14 protein-coding genes and 1 pseudogene are annotated in these 15,549 nt (G+C 34.4%); 7 read left to right on the top strand and 8 right to left on the bottom strand.

What is annotated here, in order from left to right:
- Window positions 1-11 precede the first annotated feature (11 nt).
- The 5 genes from ACNH59_RS11780 to ychF form a co-directional block, all read right to left on the bottom strand.
- Entirely contained in the window at window positions 12-1,874 is a 1,863-nt protein-coding gene (locus tag ACNH59_RS11780) for a DNA topoisomerase IV subunit B (protein WP_418262736.1), read from the bottom strand.
- A 142-nt stretch (window positions 1,875-2,016) separates the two neighbouring features.
- Window positions 2,017-2,874 carry a tetratricopeptide repeat protein gene (locus ACNH59_RS11775; protein ID WP_418262735.1) on the bottom strand — a complete coding sequence of 286 codons (858 nt, stop codon included), beginning with the start codon at window positions 2,872-2,874 and terminating at the stop codon, window positions 2,017-2,019.
- 25 nt (window positions 2,875-2,899) lie between these two features.
- The gene (locus ACNH59_RS11770) at window positions 2,900-3,865 is read right to left on the bottom strand and encodes a transglutaminase domain-containing protein (RefSeq protein WP_418262734.1); all 966 of its coding nucleotides are present in this window, start codon (window positions 3,863-3,865) and stop codon (window positions 2,900-2,902) included.
- 23 nt (window positions 3,866-3,888) lie between these two features.
- Entirely contained in the window at window positions 3,889-4,410 is a 522-nt protein-coding gene (locus ACNH59_RS11765; protein WP_418262733.1) for an NADPH-dependent FMN reductase, read from the bottom strand.
- A 155-nt stretch (window positions 4,411-4,565) separates the two neighbouring features.
- Complete coding sequence (gene ychF / locus ACNH59_RS11760) at window positions 4,566-5,660, bottom strand: redox-regulated ATPase YchF (protein WP_418262732.1); 1,095 nt, start codon at window positions 5,658-5,660, stop codon at window positions 4,566-4,568.
- Between the two features lie 269 nt (window positions 5,661-5,929).
- On the opposite strand from ychF, the gene ACNH59_RS11755 reads away from it, so the two are divergent.
- On the top strand, window positions 5,930-8,608 hold the full coding sequence (locus ACNH59_RS11755; protein WP_418262731.1) for a TonB-dependent receptor: 2,679 nt from the start codon (window positions 5,930-5,932) through the stop codon (window positions 8,606-8,608).
- Window positions 8,609-8,668: 60 nt separating this feature from the next.
- Here ACNH59_RS11755 and ACNH59_RS11750 read toward each other — a convergent pair whose 3' ends face one another.
- Together ACNH59_RS11750 and ACNH59_RS11745 are read right to left on the bottom strand one after the other, a co-directional pair.
- Complete coding sequence (locus tag ACNH59_RS11750) at window positions 8,669-9,556, bottom strand: septum formation inhibitor Maf (RefSeq protein ID WP_418262730.1); 888 nt, start codon at window positions 9,554-9,556, stop codon at window positions 8,669-8,671.
- 222 nt (window positions 9,557-9,778) lie between these two features.
- Window positions 9,779-10,128, bottom strand: a pseudogene (locus ACNH59_RS11745) (4Fe-4S dicluster domain-containing protein).
- A 137-nt stretch (window positions 10,129-10,265) separates the two neighbouring features.
- On the opposite strand from ACNH59_RS11745, the gene ACNH59_RS11740 reads away from it, so the two are divergent.
- The 6 genes from ACNH59_RS11740 (at window position 10,266) to ACNH59_RS11715 (ending at window position 15,252) form a co-directional block, all read left to right on the top strand.
- Window positions 10,266-11,324 carry an acyl-CoA reductase gene (locus tag ACNH59_RS11740; protein WP_418262729.1) on the top strand — a complete coding sequence of 353 codons (1,059 nt, stop codon included), beginning with the start codon at window positions 10,266-10,268 and terminating at the stop codon, window positions 11,322-11,324.
- A 93-nt stretch (window positions 11,325-11,417) separates the two neighbouring features.
- Window positions 11,418-12,488 (top strand): 3-phosphoserine/phosphohydroxythreonine transaminase, encoded by a 1,071-nt coding sequence (gene serC, locus ACNH59_RS11735; RefSeq protein ID WP_418262728.1) that lies wholly within the window; start codon window positions 11,418-11,420, stop codon window positions 12,486-12,488.
- A gap of 261 nt (window positions 12,489-12,749) precedes the next feature.
- Window positions 12,750-13,700: a D-2-hydroxyacid dehydrogenase gene (locus ACNH59_RS11730; protein WP_418262727.1), complete on the top strand. Its 951-nt coding sequence runs from the start codon at window positions 12,750-12,752 to the stop codon at window positions 13,698-13,700.
- A 97-nt stretch (window positions 13,701-13,797) separates the two neighbouring features.
- The gene (locus tag ACNH59_RS11725) at window positions 13,798-14,355 is read left to right on the top strand and encodes a hypothetical protein (RefSeq protein ID WP_418262726.1); all 558 of its coding nucleotides are present in this window, start codon (window positions 13,798-13,800) and stop codon (window positions 14,353-14,355) included.
- 116 nt (window positions 14,356-14,471) lie between these two features.
- Window positions 14,472-14,906 (top strand): DUF6146 family protein, encoded by a 435-nt coding sequence (locus ACNH59_RS11720; RefSeq protein ID WP_418262725.1) that lies wholly within the window; start codon window positions 14,472-14,474, stop codon window positions 14,904-14,906.
- A gap of 31 nt (window positions 14,907-14,937) precedes the next feature.
- Entirely contained in the window at window positions 14,938-15,252 is a 315-nt protein-coding gene (locus ACNH59_RS11715) for a DUF6787 family protein (protein WP_418262724.1), read from the top strand.
- Window positions 15,253-15,257: 5 nt separating this feature from the next.
- On the opposite strand, the gene ACNH59_RS11710 is transcribed toward ACNH59_RS11715, so the two are convergent.
- Window positions 15,258-15,548 carry a hypothetical protein gene (locus ACNH59_RS11710; RefSeq protein WP_418262723.1) on the bottom strand — a complete coding sequence of 97 codons (291 nt, stop codon included), beginning with the start codon at window positions 15,546-15,548 and terminating at the stop codon, window positions 15,258-15,260.
- Window position 15,549: the final 1 nt, after the last annotated feature.

Here is a 15,549-nt window from a genome sequence, read left to right as displayed (position 1 = left end):
TAGTTATAATGTTATTCCTTCTCTAGCACATCCAATTCCACCTTCAAATTCCTAATGATAAACTCTTGTCTATCCGGAGTATTTTTCCCCATATAAAATTCTAATAATTTTTCGATTGATGTGGCTTTATCCAACATTACAGGCTCTAATCGAATATCTTCACCAATGAAAAATTGAAATTCATCTGGCGAAATTTCTCCCAATCCCTTAAATCGGGTGATTTCTGGTTTTGGTTTTAATTTTTCAATAGCATTTCTTCGTTCTTCGTCAGAATAACAATAAATTGTTTCTTTTTTATTTCGAACTCTAAACAAAGGCGTTTGCAAAATATACAAATGTCCGTCTTTGATTAATTCGGGGAAAAATTGCAAAAAGAAAGTGATTAACAACAATCGAATGTGCATTCCATCGACATCGGCATCGGTTGCAATTACAATGTTGTTGTACCGCAGGTTTTCCATATCGTCCTCGATGTCCAAAGCTGCCTGTAGCAAGTTGAATTCCTCATTCTCATAAACGATTTTCTTAGTCATTCCATACGAGTTCAATGGCTTACCGCGCAAACTAAAAACCGCTTGGGTATTCACGTCACGTGATTTGGTAATCGATCCCGAAGCCGAATCTCCCTCAGTAATGAACAAGGTACTTTCTAAATAACGTGGATTTTTGATATCAGGCAAATGCACACGGCAATCTCGTAATTTTTTATTATGCAAACTGGCTTTTTTAGCACGGTCTTTAGCTAATTTTCGAATGCCCGAAAGTTCTTTACGCTCACGCTCTGCTTGTAAAATTTTGCGCAAAAGCAAATCCGCTGTTTCAGGATTTTTATGCAAATAATTGTCTAAATTATTTTTCACAAAATCATTTACAAAAGTACGTACCGAAGGCATTCCTGGGTCAGAACCCATATCGGTTGAACCCAGTTTGGTTTTGGTCTGCGACTCAAAAACAGGTTCCATCACCTTCACACTAACTGCACCTACAATCGATTTACGAATGTCTGAAGGTTCAAAATTTTTATTGTAAAACTCACGTATCGTTTTCACAATGGCTTCTCGATAAGCCACCAAGTGCGTTCCTCCTTGAGTTGTATTTTGACCGTTGACAAAAGAATGGTATTCCTCACTGTACTGCGATTTACTGTGTGTCATCGCAATCTCAATGTCGTCTCCTTTCAAATGAATAATAGGATATACCTTATCCTCTTCAGCGATATTTTCGTCTAATAAATCTTTTAAACCATTATCTGAAAAATATTTTTCACCATTGTAAATAATGGTTAAACCTGCGTTAAGATAGCAGTAGTTCTTCAGCATTTTGATTACATACTCATTTCTGAATTTGTAATTCTTAAAAATTGACTCATCTGGAATAAAAGTAACCTTTGTCCCTTTGCGCTTAGTGGTGTCTATAACTTCCTCCTCAAGAACCAAATTCCCCGCTGAGAACTCGGCAGCCTTTTGTTTTTCTTCACGAACCGATTCGACTCTAAAATAGTGGGACAAAGCATTCACTGCCTTGGTACCAACTCCGTTCAAACCAACGGATTTCTTAAACGCTAAGGAATCGTATTTACCTCCAGTATTCATTTTTGAAACCACATCAATCACTTTTCCTAACGGAATTCCACGACCGTAATCACGTACAGCAACGGTTTTATCTTTGATACTGACTTCAATAGTTTTTCCCGCACCCATGACAAATTCATCGATACAGTTATCAATAACTTCTTTCAATAAAATATAAATACCATCATCTGGCGAAGAACCATCTCCCAATTTCCCGATATACATACCAGGACGCATACGGATATGTTCTTTCCAGTCGAGTGACCGAATGTTATCTTCGGTATATTGATTTTGATCTGACATTTTGGGGATTTATCGATTTGGTGCTAATATAGCATTTCTCGAACTATTATAAAAGCCCGCAGATTCAAAGTTATCAAGAATAATATTGACAAAGGGAAGGGAGAGATTAGGGTTAGGAGTTAAAAGATTTTAAGTTTAATTCTTAATTCTTAACTTGATTTTTCATTTGCTCAATGATTGGTAAGAATCTTTTGTCTTTATTAAATAATTCATCATTACTTGCCAACCATTTATCAAAATTAGAGTGATCCTTATTGGTAAAATAGGCATGTAAAACTTGAAAAGAATTTTCGGCTGCATAAGTTTGATCTTTACAAACTTTTAATGACCGCTGACACGAAACGATAGCCTTATCAATTTGCCCTGATTTTGTTTGAGCATAGATTAACTCTTTGTGGGTATAAGCATCGGCTGGATTTTCTTGTAGTGACTGTTCCAATATTTTTATCGCATCAGAGTATCTTCCCGCACAATTATACGAAAAAGCTAATTCGGTAGCTAGACCTTTGTATGCTGGGTTAAGTTTTTGAGCTTTTTCTAAAAATGAAAGCCCTAACACACATTCATTCCATGCATTGTAAACAAAACCTTTCCTGAAAAATCGTTGAACAGTGTTTTCATCCGTTTTGTAAACTGCTAACCATTCTGGTGTTTTAGTTATTTGAAGCGCTGCGAATTTATCCTCTGGAAATATAGCAACCTGCATGGTATTTGGCTCCAATCGATGTACAATTCGGGAGGTAGTATTCTCTTTGATGGAGACCAATTTATCTTGAGCATCCATCTTGAAACTGCCTTTGATATCAATGGCTAAACCTGCTTGTGTATCAATATATACAAAACCATAGACATAAGAACTATCTTTTGATATTGGTAAAACAACCCATTTTTCCTCGCAATTGATAAATTTTTTATTAAATTCGAATGTTCCCTGAGCCACTACTGCTTGTCCGATTAACATTAGCAAAAAAATCCATTTTCTTAGTTGTCCTTTATTCATTTTCTTTTCCGTTTATTAGAAAAATTTACACGATTTTATACGCCGCTACGACTTTACCATTTATAAATAAGTATAAAACGGAATTTTCCTTTCCTTCAATAGGAATACTAAAATTGGATTGTTTCTCTAGTTTTAAATACTTCTTTTTATTGTCTAAACTTGAAAGGTATTGAATGACGTCATTATCATTTAAACCCGTAATACTAAAATGGAGTTCTTTATTATTTTTAGACAAACAAATACCTGACTCAGGCTTCACAATTTTATACTTTTTTTCAAAAAAGTCACCAAAAAAAACAGGTAGTTTGGCAAAATCCGATTTATTTTTGGCTACAAACAACCATTTTTCATCCAAGGGATAATGATTTAAAAAGAATTTTTCAGGATTGGTAAAAAAATACCCTTCATTAAAATAAAATTTAAACAAATTCGTTTTGGCCGAAACAAAACCTGAAGCCAAGGTAGCGTCCACAAATTCCCATTTGTTGTCAATTTTAACTACATTCCAAGCGTGATTTAATTCATCAGGCATTTTTCCTATTTGAGATACATCAGTTCGCAAATTCCCTAAAATAATTTTAGTTTCCAATCCCAACTTTGCATACAAATCTTCCATCAAAACAGCATAACCATGACATACGGCTTTCTTTGTAATCAAAGTGTTTTGAATCAAATCCTGCTTAAATTTTTTCTCCTTAATCTCTTTTTCTTTTTCCGTTTTATACGAAAAAGCTTTTATATAAGAATGATTCATCGATTCGGACAAAGCAACGTCATAAGCTATAGTAGTGCAAACCCATCTAAAAACAGCTCTAGCTTTTTCATCTGGTAGAGAAAAATCTTTACGTATCAAAGCAAGCAACTGATTTACATTGGTAATTGATTTAGGATAACCATCTACAATTAAATCAACTTTATCATATTTTTGAGCATAGCCTTTAGTGAGAAACAACAAACTGACAACCACTAAACAGTAAAAAATTTTTCTCATCACTTTAAACCAACACTTAATTCTTAAATTCCTTGAATACTATTCTTTAACTCCTTATCCCACTCTGGATTAGAAATCATTCCATTTACTACATCAAAATTATCGTTGAAGTTAGGTAATGAAAAAGTGGCTTTGATATCAGCACCAAAACGAGGAAAAGCATTTTTAGCAAGTTCTAAAACCGTTGCTCCTCCTCTGCCTCCTGGCGAAGTAGCCATTAAAAGCATTGGTTTTTGTTGAAATATTTCTTTTTGAATTCGGGTACACCAATCGAAAATGTTTTTGAAAGCTGCTGAATAATTTCCGTTATTCTCCGCTAAGGAAACCACCAAAAAATCAGCTGAAGCAAGTTTAGCCAAAAAAGCTTTCGCTAATTCATGCTGTCCTATTTCAGCTTCGATATCCACACTAAAAATGGGCATTTGATACTCATTTAAATCTAAAACTTCAACTTGGGCATTCTCAAAAAGTGAAGCCGCATAGGTGGCTAATTTTTTATTGATTGATTTTTTACTCGGACTGGCTCCAAAGGCAATTATTTTCATGGCTTTTTTTTTATAAAAATAGTGAAAATGGATTGAACCACAAAGACACGATGGACTCACAAAGATCTCGAAGGAAATTCCAAATGGAATAAAAAAAAACCTGCAAAATCACTTTTGCAGGTTTCAATATCTTATACTTTGATACTTAACACAAATTACACGTTAAAACGGAAATGCATTACATCTCCATCTTTAACTATATATTCTTTCCCTTCTACTTTAAATTTCCCTGCTTCTTTGGCTTTTGCTTCTGAACCATATTGAACATAATCTTCGTATGAGATCACCTCTGCACGGATAAATCCTTTTTCAAAATCGGTATGAATTACTCCAGCTGCTTGTGGTGCTGTTGCTCCAATATTGATAGTCCAAGCACGAACTTCTTTGACACCAGCAGTAAAATAGGTTTGCTGTTTCAATAATTTATATGCTGCACGAATCAACACAGATGCTCCAGGCTCAGTTAATCCCATATCTTCTAGGAAAACTTGACGCTCTTCGTAGCTTTCTAATTCGGTAATATCAGCTTCAGCACCAACAGAAAGAATGATAACTTCAGCTTCTTCATCTTTTACTAATTCTTTTACCTGGTCAACATATTTGTTTCCATTAACTGCCGAATTTTCATCAACATTACAAACATATAAAACGGGCTTTGCAGTGATTAGTTGAAAAGATTCCATCAAAACCTCCTCATCATTACTTTGAGGAGTAACCGTACGAGCCGATTTAGCTTGCAAAAGTGCTTCTTTAATACGGTCCAAAAGTGCTTTTTCAGTTTGCGCTTCTTTATTTCCTGTTTTGGCAGCACGATTCACTTTTTCCAAACGTTTTTCAACAGTTTCCAAATCTTTCAACTGCAACTCGATGTCGATGGTTTCTTTGTCACGAATTGGATTAACATTTCCATCCACGTGAACGATATTATCATTATCAAAACAACGCAATACGTGAATAATAGCATTACATTCTCTAATATTACCCAGAAATTGATTCCCCAAACCTTCTCCTTTACTCGCTCCTTTTACCAAACCTGCAATATCTACGATATCTACAGTTGCCATTTGTACGCGTTCTGGTTTTACTAATTCTTCTAACTTATTGATACGAGGATCTGGAACATTTACCACTCCAATGTTTGGCTCGATAGTACAAAAAGGAAAGTTTGCACTTTGCGCTTTGGCATTTGACAAACAATTAAAAAGGGTTGATTTTCCAACATTAGGTAATCCTACAATTCCTGCTTTCATGGTTTTTATATTTTATAAATAGCATTTATAACAAATGCTTTCTGAAAATTTAGATTTAAAATGTGCAAATATACCATTTAATAAATGTTTTAAAAGTGATAATTTAGAGTTTAAAGTAATTTTTATCATTTTTTACTTCCAATCAAACAGAAGCGTCCTTTAAAAAAAACAAAATTATATCAAATCATCAAAAGGATTACTTTTTAACAATTGTATCACAATCAAAGTGTTAAAATTTTGTTATATTGCAACAAAAAACACATTAAATTATGAAAAAAATCTATCTACTATTTTTAGTATTCAATGCTAGTGTTCTTTTTTCACAAAAAACTATCTCTGGAATCGTCAAAGACGAAACAGGAAGCGGTATTCCAGGAGTGAACATTATTGAAAAAGGCACTAATACTGGAGTCGCAACCGATCTTGATGGTAAATACAAAATCAATGTAAAAGAAGGAGCTACGCTAGTTTTTAGTTACATTGGATACAATACCATAGAAAAGCTAGTGACGGATGCAATTCTTAATATAACCTTATCAGCTGAAGGTGGTGAAATTTTGGACAACATTGTCATTGTTGGTTCTAGAAACGCTAAACGAACAGTTGTTAATTCCGCTGTACCTATCGATATCATTAATGTGAAAGATGTAACAACTCAAAGTGGAAAATTAGAAATAAATGAATTACTACAATACGTAGCACCTTCATTTAACGCCAACAAACAATCTGGTTCTGATGGTTCTGACCACGTTGACCCTGCTTCGTTAAGAGGATTAGGACCCGATCAAACATTGGTATTAATCAACGGAAAAAGAAGACACCAATCCTCATTAATCAATTTATTTGGTACTCGAGGCAGAGGAAATACGGGAACAGACTTGAACGCCATTCCAGCTACTGCTATTAAAAGAATCGAAATTCTTAGAGATGGCGCTGCCGCTCAATACGGTTCTGATGCCATTGCAGGTGTGGTAAACATTGTGCTAAATGACAATGTAGATGAATTTACTGGTTCAGTGACTTATGGAGCTTACAACACCAATGCGAAAGGCGATTTTCCAACAGGAACAGCCAACACTGATGGTTTTAGATTAGACCAAAATGGCAACGGAAACTCTTTTGGTAAAGACCAATCCTTTGATGGTGGTTCTGTGAAAGTTGGAGCCAATTACGGAGTGGCAATTGGTGAAAAAGGTGGTTTTGCCAATTTTACAGCGGAGTATTTGAACAAAAACAAAACACTTCGTCCTGGATTTGACTTTAGAAAAGGTTTTGGAGAAGCTGCTATTCAAGGCTTTAATCTGTTTGGAAACCTAGCTATTCCTATTTCAGATAAAACAGAGTTTTATGCTTTTGGAGGTCGAAATTTTAGAGACACTGATGCATATGCTTTTACTCGAAATCGGGATGAAAGAGTCGTAGAATCTATTTATCCAGGAGGTTTCACCCCTAGAATAACCTCTAATATTTTAGATAACTCCTTAGCTGTAGGTATTAGGACAGAAACAGCAAGCGGTTGGAAAATCGATTTTAGTAACACCAATGGTAAAAACCTTTTTCATTATTACGTAAAAGGAACAATCAATGCTTCACTTGAAAATGCTTCTCCAACTGAATTTGATGCCGGAGGACACAGTTTGACTCAAAACACTACTAATATTGACCTTTCAAAAAATTTTGATACCGTATTAGAAGGCTTGAATGTAGCATTTGGTTCAGAATTTAGAACAGAAAAGTTTGAAATTTTTGCCGGTGACGAAGGTTCGTATGCTACTTACGACACAAATGGAAGAGTTATAACAGACCCTTCCTCCCAATCTGCTCCAATCGACCCTGTTTCTGGAGAGCCTAGACCAGGTGGTTCTCAAGGTTTTCCTGGCTATAGCCCATTAAACGAAGTCGACAAAAGTCGTTCTAACATCTCACTTTATACGGACGTAGAACTTGATGTATCAAAATCTTTATTAATTAGTGGTGCGGTACGTTTTGAAAATTACAGTGATTTTGGTAGCACTATTAACGGAAAATTGGCTGCAAGAATCAAGGCATCAGACAATTTCAACATTAGAGGATCTGTGAGTACCGGTTTCAGAGCACCTTCATTAGCTCAAATATATTACAACCTCCGTTTTACTAACTTTAGTTCAGCTGGTGCATCTGAGGTTTTACTTTCCCCAAACAACAGCCCTGTAACCAAAGGATTTGGCATCCAAAAACTAAACGAAGAAAAAGCAATCAATGCTTCTTTAGGGTTTACAGCAAATTTTGGTGATTTTACCGCTACTGTTGATGGTTATTTAATTAATGTCAATGATAGAATTGTATTGACAGGTTATTTTGATGCTACGGCATTGAACATCGGTGTAGATTCGGCTCAGTTCTTCGTAAACGGCGTAGATACAAAAACTACTGGTTTAGATGTTGTTTTTGCTTGGAAAAAGACTTTTAATGACCAAACAGTAAGTGCCACCTTGGTCGGAAACATAAACAACATGAAAATTGGCAATGTAAACAATGGTACATTAGACAAGGAAATTTTCTTTGGAGAAAGAGAAAAAGCTTTTCTTTTGGCTTCAGCACCAGATAATAAATTTGCATTAAACTTAAACTATGCTAAAAACTGGTTCAATGCAGGACTAGCTTTCACTCGCTTTAGTGAAGTAAGACTAATTGATTATCAAGTTGCTGAAGATGTAGCCGATTACGGAGGAAGTTTTGCAAACCAAATCAAAGCAGCAACTGACATTTATACCCCAAAAGTAGTGACCGATTTAACACTAGGATTTAAACTTTGTAAATCTTCAAAGCTAAGTATTGGTGCTAACAACCTTTTCAATATTTACCCTGACCAACAAGATGACTGGGTTGAAGGTGGAGGTTATTGGGATGCTGTACAAATGGGTTTTGGCGGTGCTTATTACTATGCTAGATTAGGTTTTAATTTCTAACATAGGTAATTCTAAAGAGAAAAGTCCTGAGTTTTATATGGCTCAGGACTTTTTTTTTGCTTAATCTAATCCTAAATCTTTTCTAAGTTCTAAGTCGGCATTACTGTTTTTGTTCCAATAATCTATTTTGATTGTTTTTTTCAAAGTGCCGCTAGTAGTCAAAATCTCAGCATCATTATTATAACCGTCAGGATAGGATTCTGACCATGACAAAATTTTATAAGGAAATTTATTTTCAAAAGTAATATCCAAGTTTCTTCTTAGTTCTGGATACTTCATAGAGTATGTTATCATCTGCTTATCGATTTTCTTACTCACTTCACATCGGTATATTTTTAAATCTTTATGAGCCAAACGCATATAAAACAGAGAAGGCAAAACCTCTAGTTTACCCTCTGGCAATGCATTAGGATTAAGACGAATAATAGACCAAATATCGTCTTCCAGTAATACTTTTTTAATAGTAACTTTATCTATACTTTCTCCTTCAAAATAAGACCTTATATTTACTTCAAATCCTTTATCAACGGGTTTAACTTCTGTATAAACATGCCCACACCATTCTTGCGTGGAACTCGAAATTTTCAAAGAACTGTTTCCATTGACAGGAAAAAAACTAGAGTTCATCATCGAATAAGGATAAATTCCAGTATTAAAATTTTTAGTAAAATTTAGTTTCAAGACAGAAATTGTATTCGTTGAAGCTTGATTGGCCTTGGTAAATGATTTTTCACTAAAAGGCTCCGTTACATATACTAGAACAGCTGTCCCTTTCCTTAATTCACCATAACGCGCTTGCACAAGGTCATAACTTGACAATTCTGCATCATTGTTATACCAATAGCTTTTCATTTCTTGACTTAATTCACCTTTAACCTGTGCATTAACATCGTTGTTTTTACAGGCAAATAATAGCAAAAGTGAAAGCAAAGCACAAATAATTCTCATAACTTTTATTATTTAATCACATACAAATTAAGACTTTATTGATAAATAAGCATTGTGTTTAATAAAAAATTACCATATCAAAACCAAGATTTATAAAGTTTGTTCAGTAAATCCCATTTCTATAAAACCAAAAGAATCATGTAATTTTAAAATTGCAGTAGAGAAAATGAGGCAAAAAAAAGTTGCCCAAAAGGCAACTTTAATATATCAAAACTACAATAACTATTCGTTATGTAAAAATGCTTGTCTGTTCAACAACGTTTCTTCGTCTTCCACATGATTATCATCAGGAACACAACAGTCAACAGGACATACCGCAGCACATTGAGGTTCATCATGAAACCCTTTACACTCTGTACATTTTCCTGGAACAATATAATACACTTCATCAGAAATTGGAGTTTAAGCTCTTCAGCATCAACCTCAGTTCCATCAGGAAGCACTACTTTTCCACTTAAAGTGGTTCCATCTTTATATCTCCAATCATCAGCTCCTTCGTAAATTGCTGTATTAGGACATTCTGGTTCACATGCACCACAATTGATACATTCGTCTGTTATGATAATTGCCATTTTTCTACTTTAATTTATGTTTATCTAAGTGAAATGTTTTAAGTCAACAAACATTTGACATAAGACTTTTGACTTTCGAATTATTAAATCTTACTTTTGTGCAAAATTACAATCAAAACATTTCATAAACAAACATTATGACATTAGAAACTAAAAAAAATGCTTTTATTGAACTAGGAAAATTCTTGAGTCAATTTTCAGAAGCCCAAAACAGCCGACAAGAAGGAGTTTTAGGCAATGACGTTTTTTTTGATTTCATGACTGATTTGATCCAGTTGAGTCAATCACATAACGGCTGGTACACTCCTGAACAGGTATATTTTGCACTACAGTCTTGGTCGAATGCATTAACCAAAGAAAACCTCGATACTTGGTTGAATCCTTATGATTTCAGTCAAGTAAAACCAAAAAATATTGCATTAATTCTAGCTGGAAATATTCCTTTGGTTGGATTTCATGATTTTTTATCTGTTTTGGTTTGCGGACATCACGCACTGGTTAAATTATCTTCAAATGATCAGCATTTGCTACCCTTTTTAGCAAAATACCTCATACATGTTGAACCTGAGTTTGCCTCCAAAATCACTTTTATCGAAGGGAAAATAGAGAATTTTGATGCCGTAATTGCTACAGGCAGCAACAATACTGCACGTTATTTTGAATATTATTTCAAAGACAAACCTTCTATCATTCGCAAAAGCCGAAATTCAGTAGCTGTTTTAAACGGAAAAGAAACTAAAGAACAGTTAGTCGCATTGGGAGAAGATATTTTTAGATATTTTGGACTAGGTTGCCGCAATGTCTCTAAACTTTTTGTACCAAAAGACTACGTATTCGACCCATTTTTTGAAGCCATGTTTGAATACCAAGATGTGATTCATTATGAAAAATACGCTAATAATTATGATTACAACAAAGCCGTTTTCTTGATGAGCAACTTCAAATTATTAGACAATGGTTTTCTTACTATCAAAGAAGATATTAGCCACGCCTCACCTATTTCGAGTGTGTTTTATGAATATTATGACAATCTTGAAGATTTAGATAAAAGATTGCAATCAGAAGAGGACAATCTCCAATGCATCGTGAGTGATAATTTGATAAAAAACAGCATTCCGTTTGGACAAACACAACTGCCAAAATTATGGGATTACGCGGATAAAACCGATACTATATCGTTTTTGTTAATAACATAGAGAAAAATTTAATAATTATTATGAATATTTTAATGCTTATTCAACTCCTATTACCGAAATTTGCATTTTAATTTTTTGGACATAAACTACACCATGAAAAAACACAACTACAGCGCAGGACCTTGTATTTTACCACAAGAAGTTTTTGAAAAATCAGCTCAAGCTATTTTAAATTTCAATGATTCAGGATTATCTATATTAGAAATCTCTCACCGTAGCAAGGATTTTGTTGCCGTTATGGACGAAGCTAGAGCTCTAGCATTAGAGTTATTAGGTTTAGAGGGTAAAGGATATCAAGCTCTTTTTCTTGCTGGCGGCGCTAGTTTAGAATTTTTGATGATTCCTTATAACTTGATGAAAGAAAATGGAAAAGCAGCTTATTTAGATTCAGGAACTTGGGCTACTGCAGCTATTAAAGAAGCTAAATTCTTTGGAGAAACAGTTATTGTTGCTTCTTCAAAAGATGACAATTACAACAATGTACCTAAAGGATATGAAATTCCTGCTGATGCAGATTATTTCCACTGTACTTCGAACAATACTATTTTTGGTACACAAATGAAATCATTCCCAAAAACTAATGTACCATTAGTATGCGATATGAGTTCAGATATCTTTTCAAGAGAATTAGATTTCACACAATTTGACATTATATATGCTGGCGCTCAGAAAAACATGGGACCTGCAGGAACTACTTTGGTAATTATCAAAGAAGAAATAATCGGCAAAAGCGGTCGTGCTATTCCTAGCATGTTGGATTATGCCAAACACGTAAAAGCAGATAGTATGTTCAACACTCCTCCTGTTTTCCCTGTGTACGCGTCTCTATTGACATTGAGATGGATCAAGGAAAAAGGCGGAATTGCAGCGGTTGAAAAACTAAACAACGCGAAAGCAGAATTGCTTTACAACGAGATTGACAGAAATCCATTATTCAAAGGAGCAGCAGTTAAAGAAGACCGTTCTAACATGAATGTAACATTCTTGTTAACAAATCCAGAACACACAGAAACATTTGACAAAATGTGGAAAGAGGCTGGAATCTCTGGTTTGCCTGGTCACCGTTCAGTAGGTGGTTACAGAGCATCTATTTACAATGCTATGCCAATTGAAAGCGTACAAGTATTGGTAGATGTAATGCAAGCTTTAGAAAAAGCGGTTTAAATTTTTGATTAAGGATTTTAAATTCGGGATTCAGAATTAGGATTCAGGAATTAGGATTTAAAAAAAATGAATTTCGTAGTTGGAATTTATAAATTGAACTTTAAACCATCATCGCTAGCAGAGGCTCTAGCCCCGATAGAAGTGGAAATCCTTGTGGCGGCAGACATCTACGCCGACACAAGATTGAAACGGATAGCGGGAAACAGCTTCTAAACCATTCAATTAATTTGAGGCAAAAACCTCGTAATTTAATAAAAGAACATGAAAGTATTAGCAAATGATGGGATTTCAAAAAGTGGAATCTTAGCTTTAGAAAAAGGTGGTTTTGAAGTAATCACTACAAAAGTAGCACAAGAACAAGTAGCGAACTACATCAACGAAAACAACGTGAGTGTTATTTTGGTTCGTAGTGCGACTAAGGTTCGTAAAGACATTATTGATGCTTGTCCTGGTATCAAAATCATCGGTCGTGGTGGTGTAGGTATGGATAACATTGATGTAGAATACGCTAAAAGCAAAGGAATTCACGTAATCAACACTCCTGCTTCATCATCTGAATCAGTTGCTGAATTGGTGTTTGGTCACTTATTTACAGGAGTTCGTTTCTTACACGATTCTAACAGAAACATGCCACTTGAAGGAGATACTAAATTTAACGAATTGAAGAAAGCTTATGCTGATGGAGTTGAGTTAAGAGGTAAAACTTTAGGAATTGTTGGTATTGGACGTATTGGTCAAGCTACAGCAAAAATGGCGCTTGGATTAGGAATGAAAGTTATCGCAGCGGATAGTTTTATCCCTAAGGTTGACGTAAAAGTAGAATTCTTTGACGGACAATCTATCACTACTACTATCGTTTCTCAATCATTAGAGTCTTTATTCCAAGAAGCAGACTTTATCACATTGCACGTTCCAGCTCAAGACGGTTATATCGTTTCTGAAAAAGAATTTGCAATCATGAAAGACGGTGTAGGAATTGTAAACTGTGCTCGTGGTGGCGTAATCAATGAAGTAGATTTAGTTGCTGCTTTGGATTCAGGTAAAGTTGCTTTTGCAGGTTTAGATGTTTTCGAAAATGAACCAACTCCAGCTACTCAATTATTGATGCATTCAAAAATCTCTTTGACTCCACACATTGGAGCAGCTACAGGAGAAGCTCAAGATAGAATTGGTACTGAATTAGCTTCACAAATTATTAGCTTATTAAGCTAATAAATTAAAAGCTTAACACATAAAAGGACTCATTACAAATTGGTAATGAGTCCTTTTTTTATTAAATTTGGTATACTAACCTTCTAAACTTATTCCTATGTTAGATCATGTCACACAATTAGTACAACAATTTGGAGCTGATGCAATCGTAAAAAACGACAGTATTCCCAATGAACAAAACGAAGCTGTAATAAAAGAAACCAGTAGTTCTGTAGTTGATAGTTTGCAAAAAATTGCCAATAAAGGAGATCTGGCACAAATATTAGGTTTGTTACAAGGTAAAGACTTAGACATAAACAATCCAACGGTAAAAGAAATTATTTCTCAGGTATCTAATTCTCTTACCCAAAAACTAGGAATAAGTAGCACTGCAGCTTCTGGAGCCGCAACATCCATGATTCCAAAAATATTAAATAGTTTAATTGGAAAAGCAAACGATCCTAAAGATCACAGCTTAAGCATTTCAGACATCGTCAATTCTTTAACCGGTGATGGCAGTGCTGAACAAGCTGGAATTATGGAAGCTATTGATACCTATGGCGTACATTTTGGATTGGATCAAAATGCAGATGGAAAAGTAGACCTTGAGGACGCCGTAGAACTATCCAAAAAAGGAGGAATAGCTGGGATTTTTGGGAAACTTTTTGGAAAATAAAAACAAAGTCTCATTCTTATTCAAAGCCAATTATCTAATCCATAGTTGGCTTTTTCACTATACAACATTAATTATCGATAATTTAATTCGTAAATTTACTCTTCATCGTTTTAAGTATGAAAAACAGTATTTACATAATAATCATAATTTTAGGAATCGTAGTTAGCTGTCATTCCTCTAAAACTATTGCGTCAAAATCTAATAACTCCAGTCCAAATAAAAACGACACCGTAAGAATTGCCAATGATTCCTTAGAGTATGAGGTGATTATTATAGATAACGGATTTAATAATTGGCTAATCAGCCAAGCATTACCTAGAGGTTTTCACAGTCAACAGTTCTTAGAAAATAGAAACCGCCTTTATATAAACGAATGGAATAATCGTGTCTTACAACCACGACGCTACAACCCTAATTTATATGAAATGACTATCAATTATGATCCTATGATTGATTATGGCTATGAAGTAAATTATCTTATTTACAATTACATGATCTATTTTCAAAATACCTTCAAACAAAAACTTTTTGGTAATGTTCCTCTAAGATAATGTTCTTATATTTGTAAACATTACTAGTAAAATGAAGAAACTAAAAGAACGTTGGAGAATAACTTCTAATTTTCAACTTATCGTTATTATAATTGTTTTTGCGATAAATGGATCCTTATCTGCAAAAATATCCGCTTTCTTTTTGGATGCATTAGGAATAACTAAAGAGAACACCAACATCCTTATATACTATGTTTTATTATTAATTCTAGTACTCCCCTTGTACCCTTTTATGTTAATGTTCTTTGGATGGCTTTTTGGACAATCTCATTTTTTTACACCCTTTAGTAAAAAAATGATTCGAAGCTTGAAAATGGGCTTTTTGTTACCAAAAGAAAAGAACTAAACACACTAGCTTTTTTTGATGATATAAGTGTAAAACCACATCAAAGTAAAGGAAGGAATAAAATCAGTTGCTGGAAGAACCTCTTCAATAAAAGAAACAATACCCGCTAGTTTTCCTGATTTGCCTTTGTACATCCAAACCATAATCAAACCTGATATTGGAGCCCAAACTAAATCTCCAAACTCTCCCAAAAACGGAATTGAAAAGGATAACATTCCAATGACATCCAATAAAATCCCCAAAATTAGGTCTCTTATTTTATTGTCTGCAGGAGCAGCATTTGTTTGTTTTTCCATA

Source organism: Flavobacterium faecale, from assembly GCF_048320115.1.
Classification (GTDB): Bacteria; Bacteroidota; Bacteroidia; order Flavobacteriales; family Flavobacteriaceae; genus Flavobacterium; species Flavobacterium faecale_A.
The sequence above is the reverse complement of the archived record's forward strand: the minus strand, read 5'-3'. Positions and strand labels throughout refer to the sequence as shown.

Excerpts from the sequence above, each read along its gene's own strand:
- ACNH59_RS11715 (WP_418262724.1), top strand. The coding sequence starts at position 14,938 with ATGAAGAAACTAAAAGAACGTTGGAGAATAACTTCTAATTTTCAACTT.
- serC (WP_418262728.1), top strand. The coding sequence starts at position 11,418 with ATGAAAAAACACAACTACAGCGCAGGACCTTGTATTTTACCACAAGAA.
- ACNH59_RS11770 (WP_418262734.1), bottom strand. The coding sequence starts at position 3,865 with ATGAGAAAAATTTTTTACTGTTTAGTGGTTGTCAGTTTGTTGTTTCTC.
- ACNH59_RS11780 (WP_418262736.1), bottom strand. The coding sequence starts at position 1,874 with ATGTCAGATCAAAATCAATATACCGAAGATAACATTCGGTCACTCGAC.
- ACNH59_RS11710 (WP_418262723.1), bottom strand. The coding sequence starts at position 15,548 with ATGGAAAAACAAACAAATGCTGCTCCTGCAGACAATAAAATAAGAGAC.
- ACNH59_RS11750 (WP_418262730.1), bottom strand. The coding sequence starts at position 9,556 with ATGAGAATTATTTGTGCTTTGCTTTCACTTTTGCTATTATTTGCCTGT.
- ACNH59_RS11730 (WP_418262727.1), top strand. The coding sequence starts at position 12,750 with ATGAAAGTATTAGCAAATGATGGGATTTCAAAAAGTGGAATCTTAGCT.
- ychF (WP_418262732.1), bottom strand. The coding sequence starts at position 5,660 with ATGAAAGCAGGAATTGTAGGATTACCTAATGTTGGAAAATCAACCCTT.
- ACNH59_RS11740 (WP_418262729.1), top strand. The coding sequence starts at position 10,266 with ATGACATTAGAAACTAAAAAAAATGCTTTTATTGAACTAGGAAAATTC.
- ACNH59_RS11775 (WP_418262735.1), bottom strand. The coding sequence starts at position 2,874 with ATGAATAAAGGACAACTAAGAAAATGGATTTTTTTGCTAATGTTAATC.
- ACNH59_RS11765 (WP_418262733.1), bottom strand. The coding sequence starts at position 4,410 with ATGAAAATAATTGCCTTTGGAGCCAGTCCGAGTAAAAAATCAATCAAT.
- ACNH59_RS11755 (WP_418262731.1), top strand. The coding sequence starts at position 5,930 with ATGAAAAAAATCTATCTACTATTTTTAGTATTCAATGCTAGTGTTCTT.
- ACNH59_RS11720 (WP_418262725.1), top strand. The coding sequence starts at position 14,472 with ATGAAAAACAGTATTTACATAATAATCATAATTTTAGGAATCGTAGTT.
- ACNH59_RS11725 (WP_418262726.1), top strand. The coding sequence starts at position 13,798 with ATGTTAGATCATGTCACACAATTAGTACAACAATTTGGAGCTGATGCA.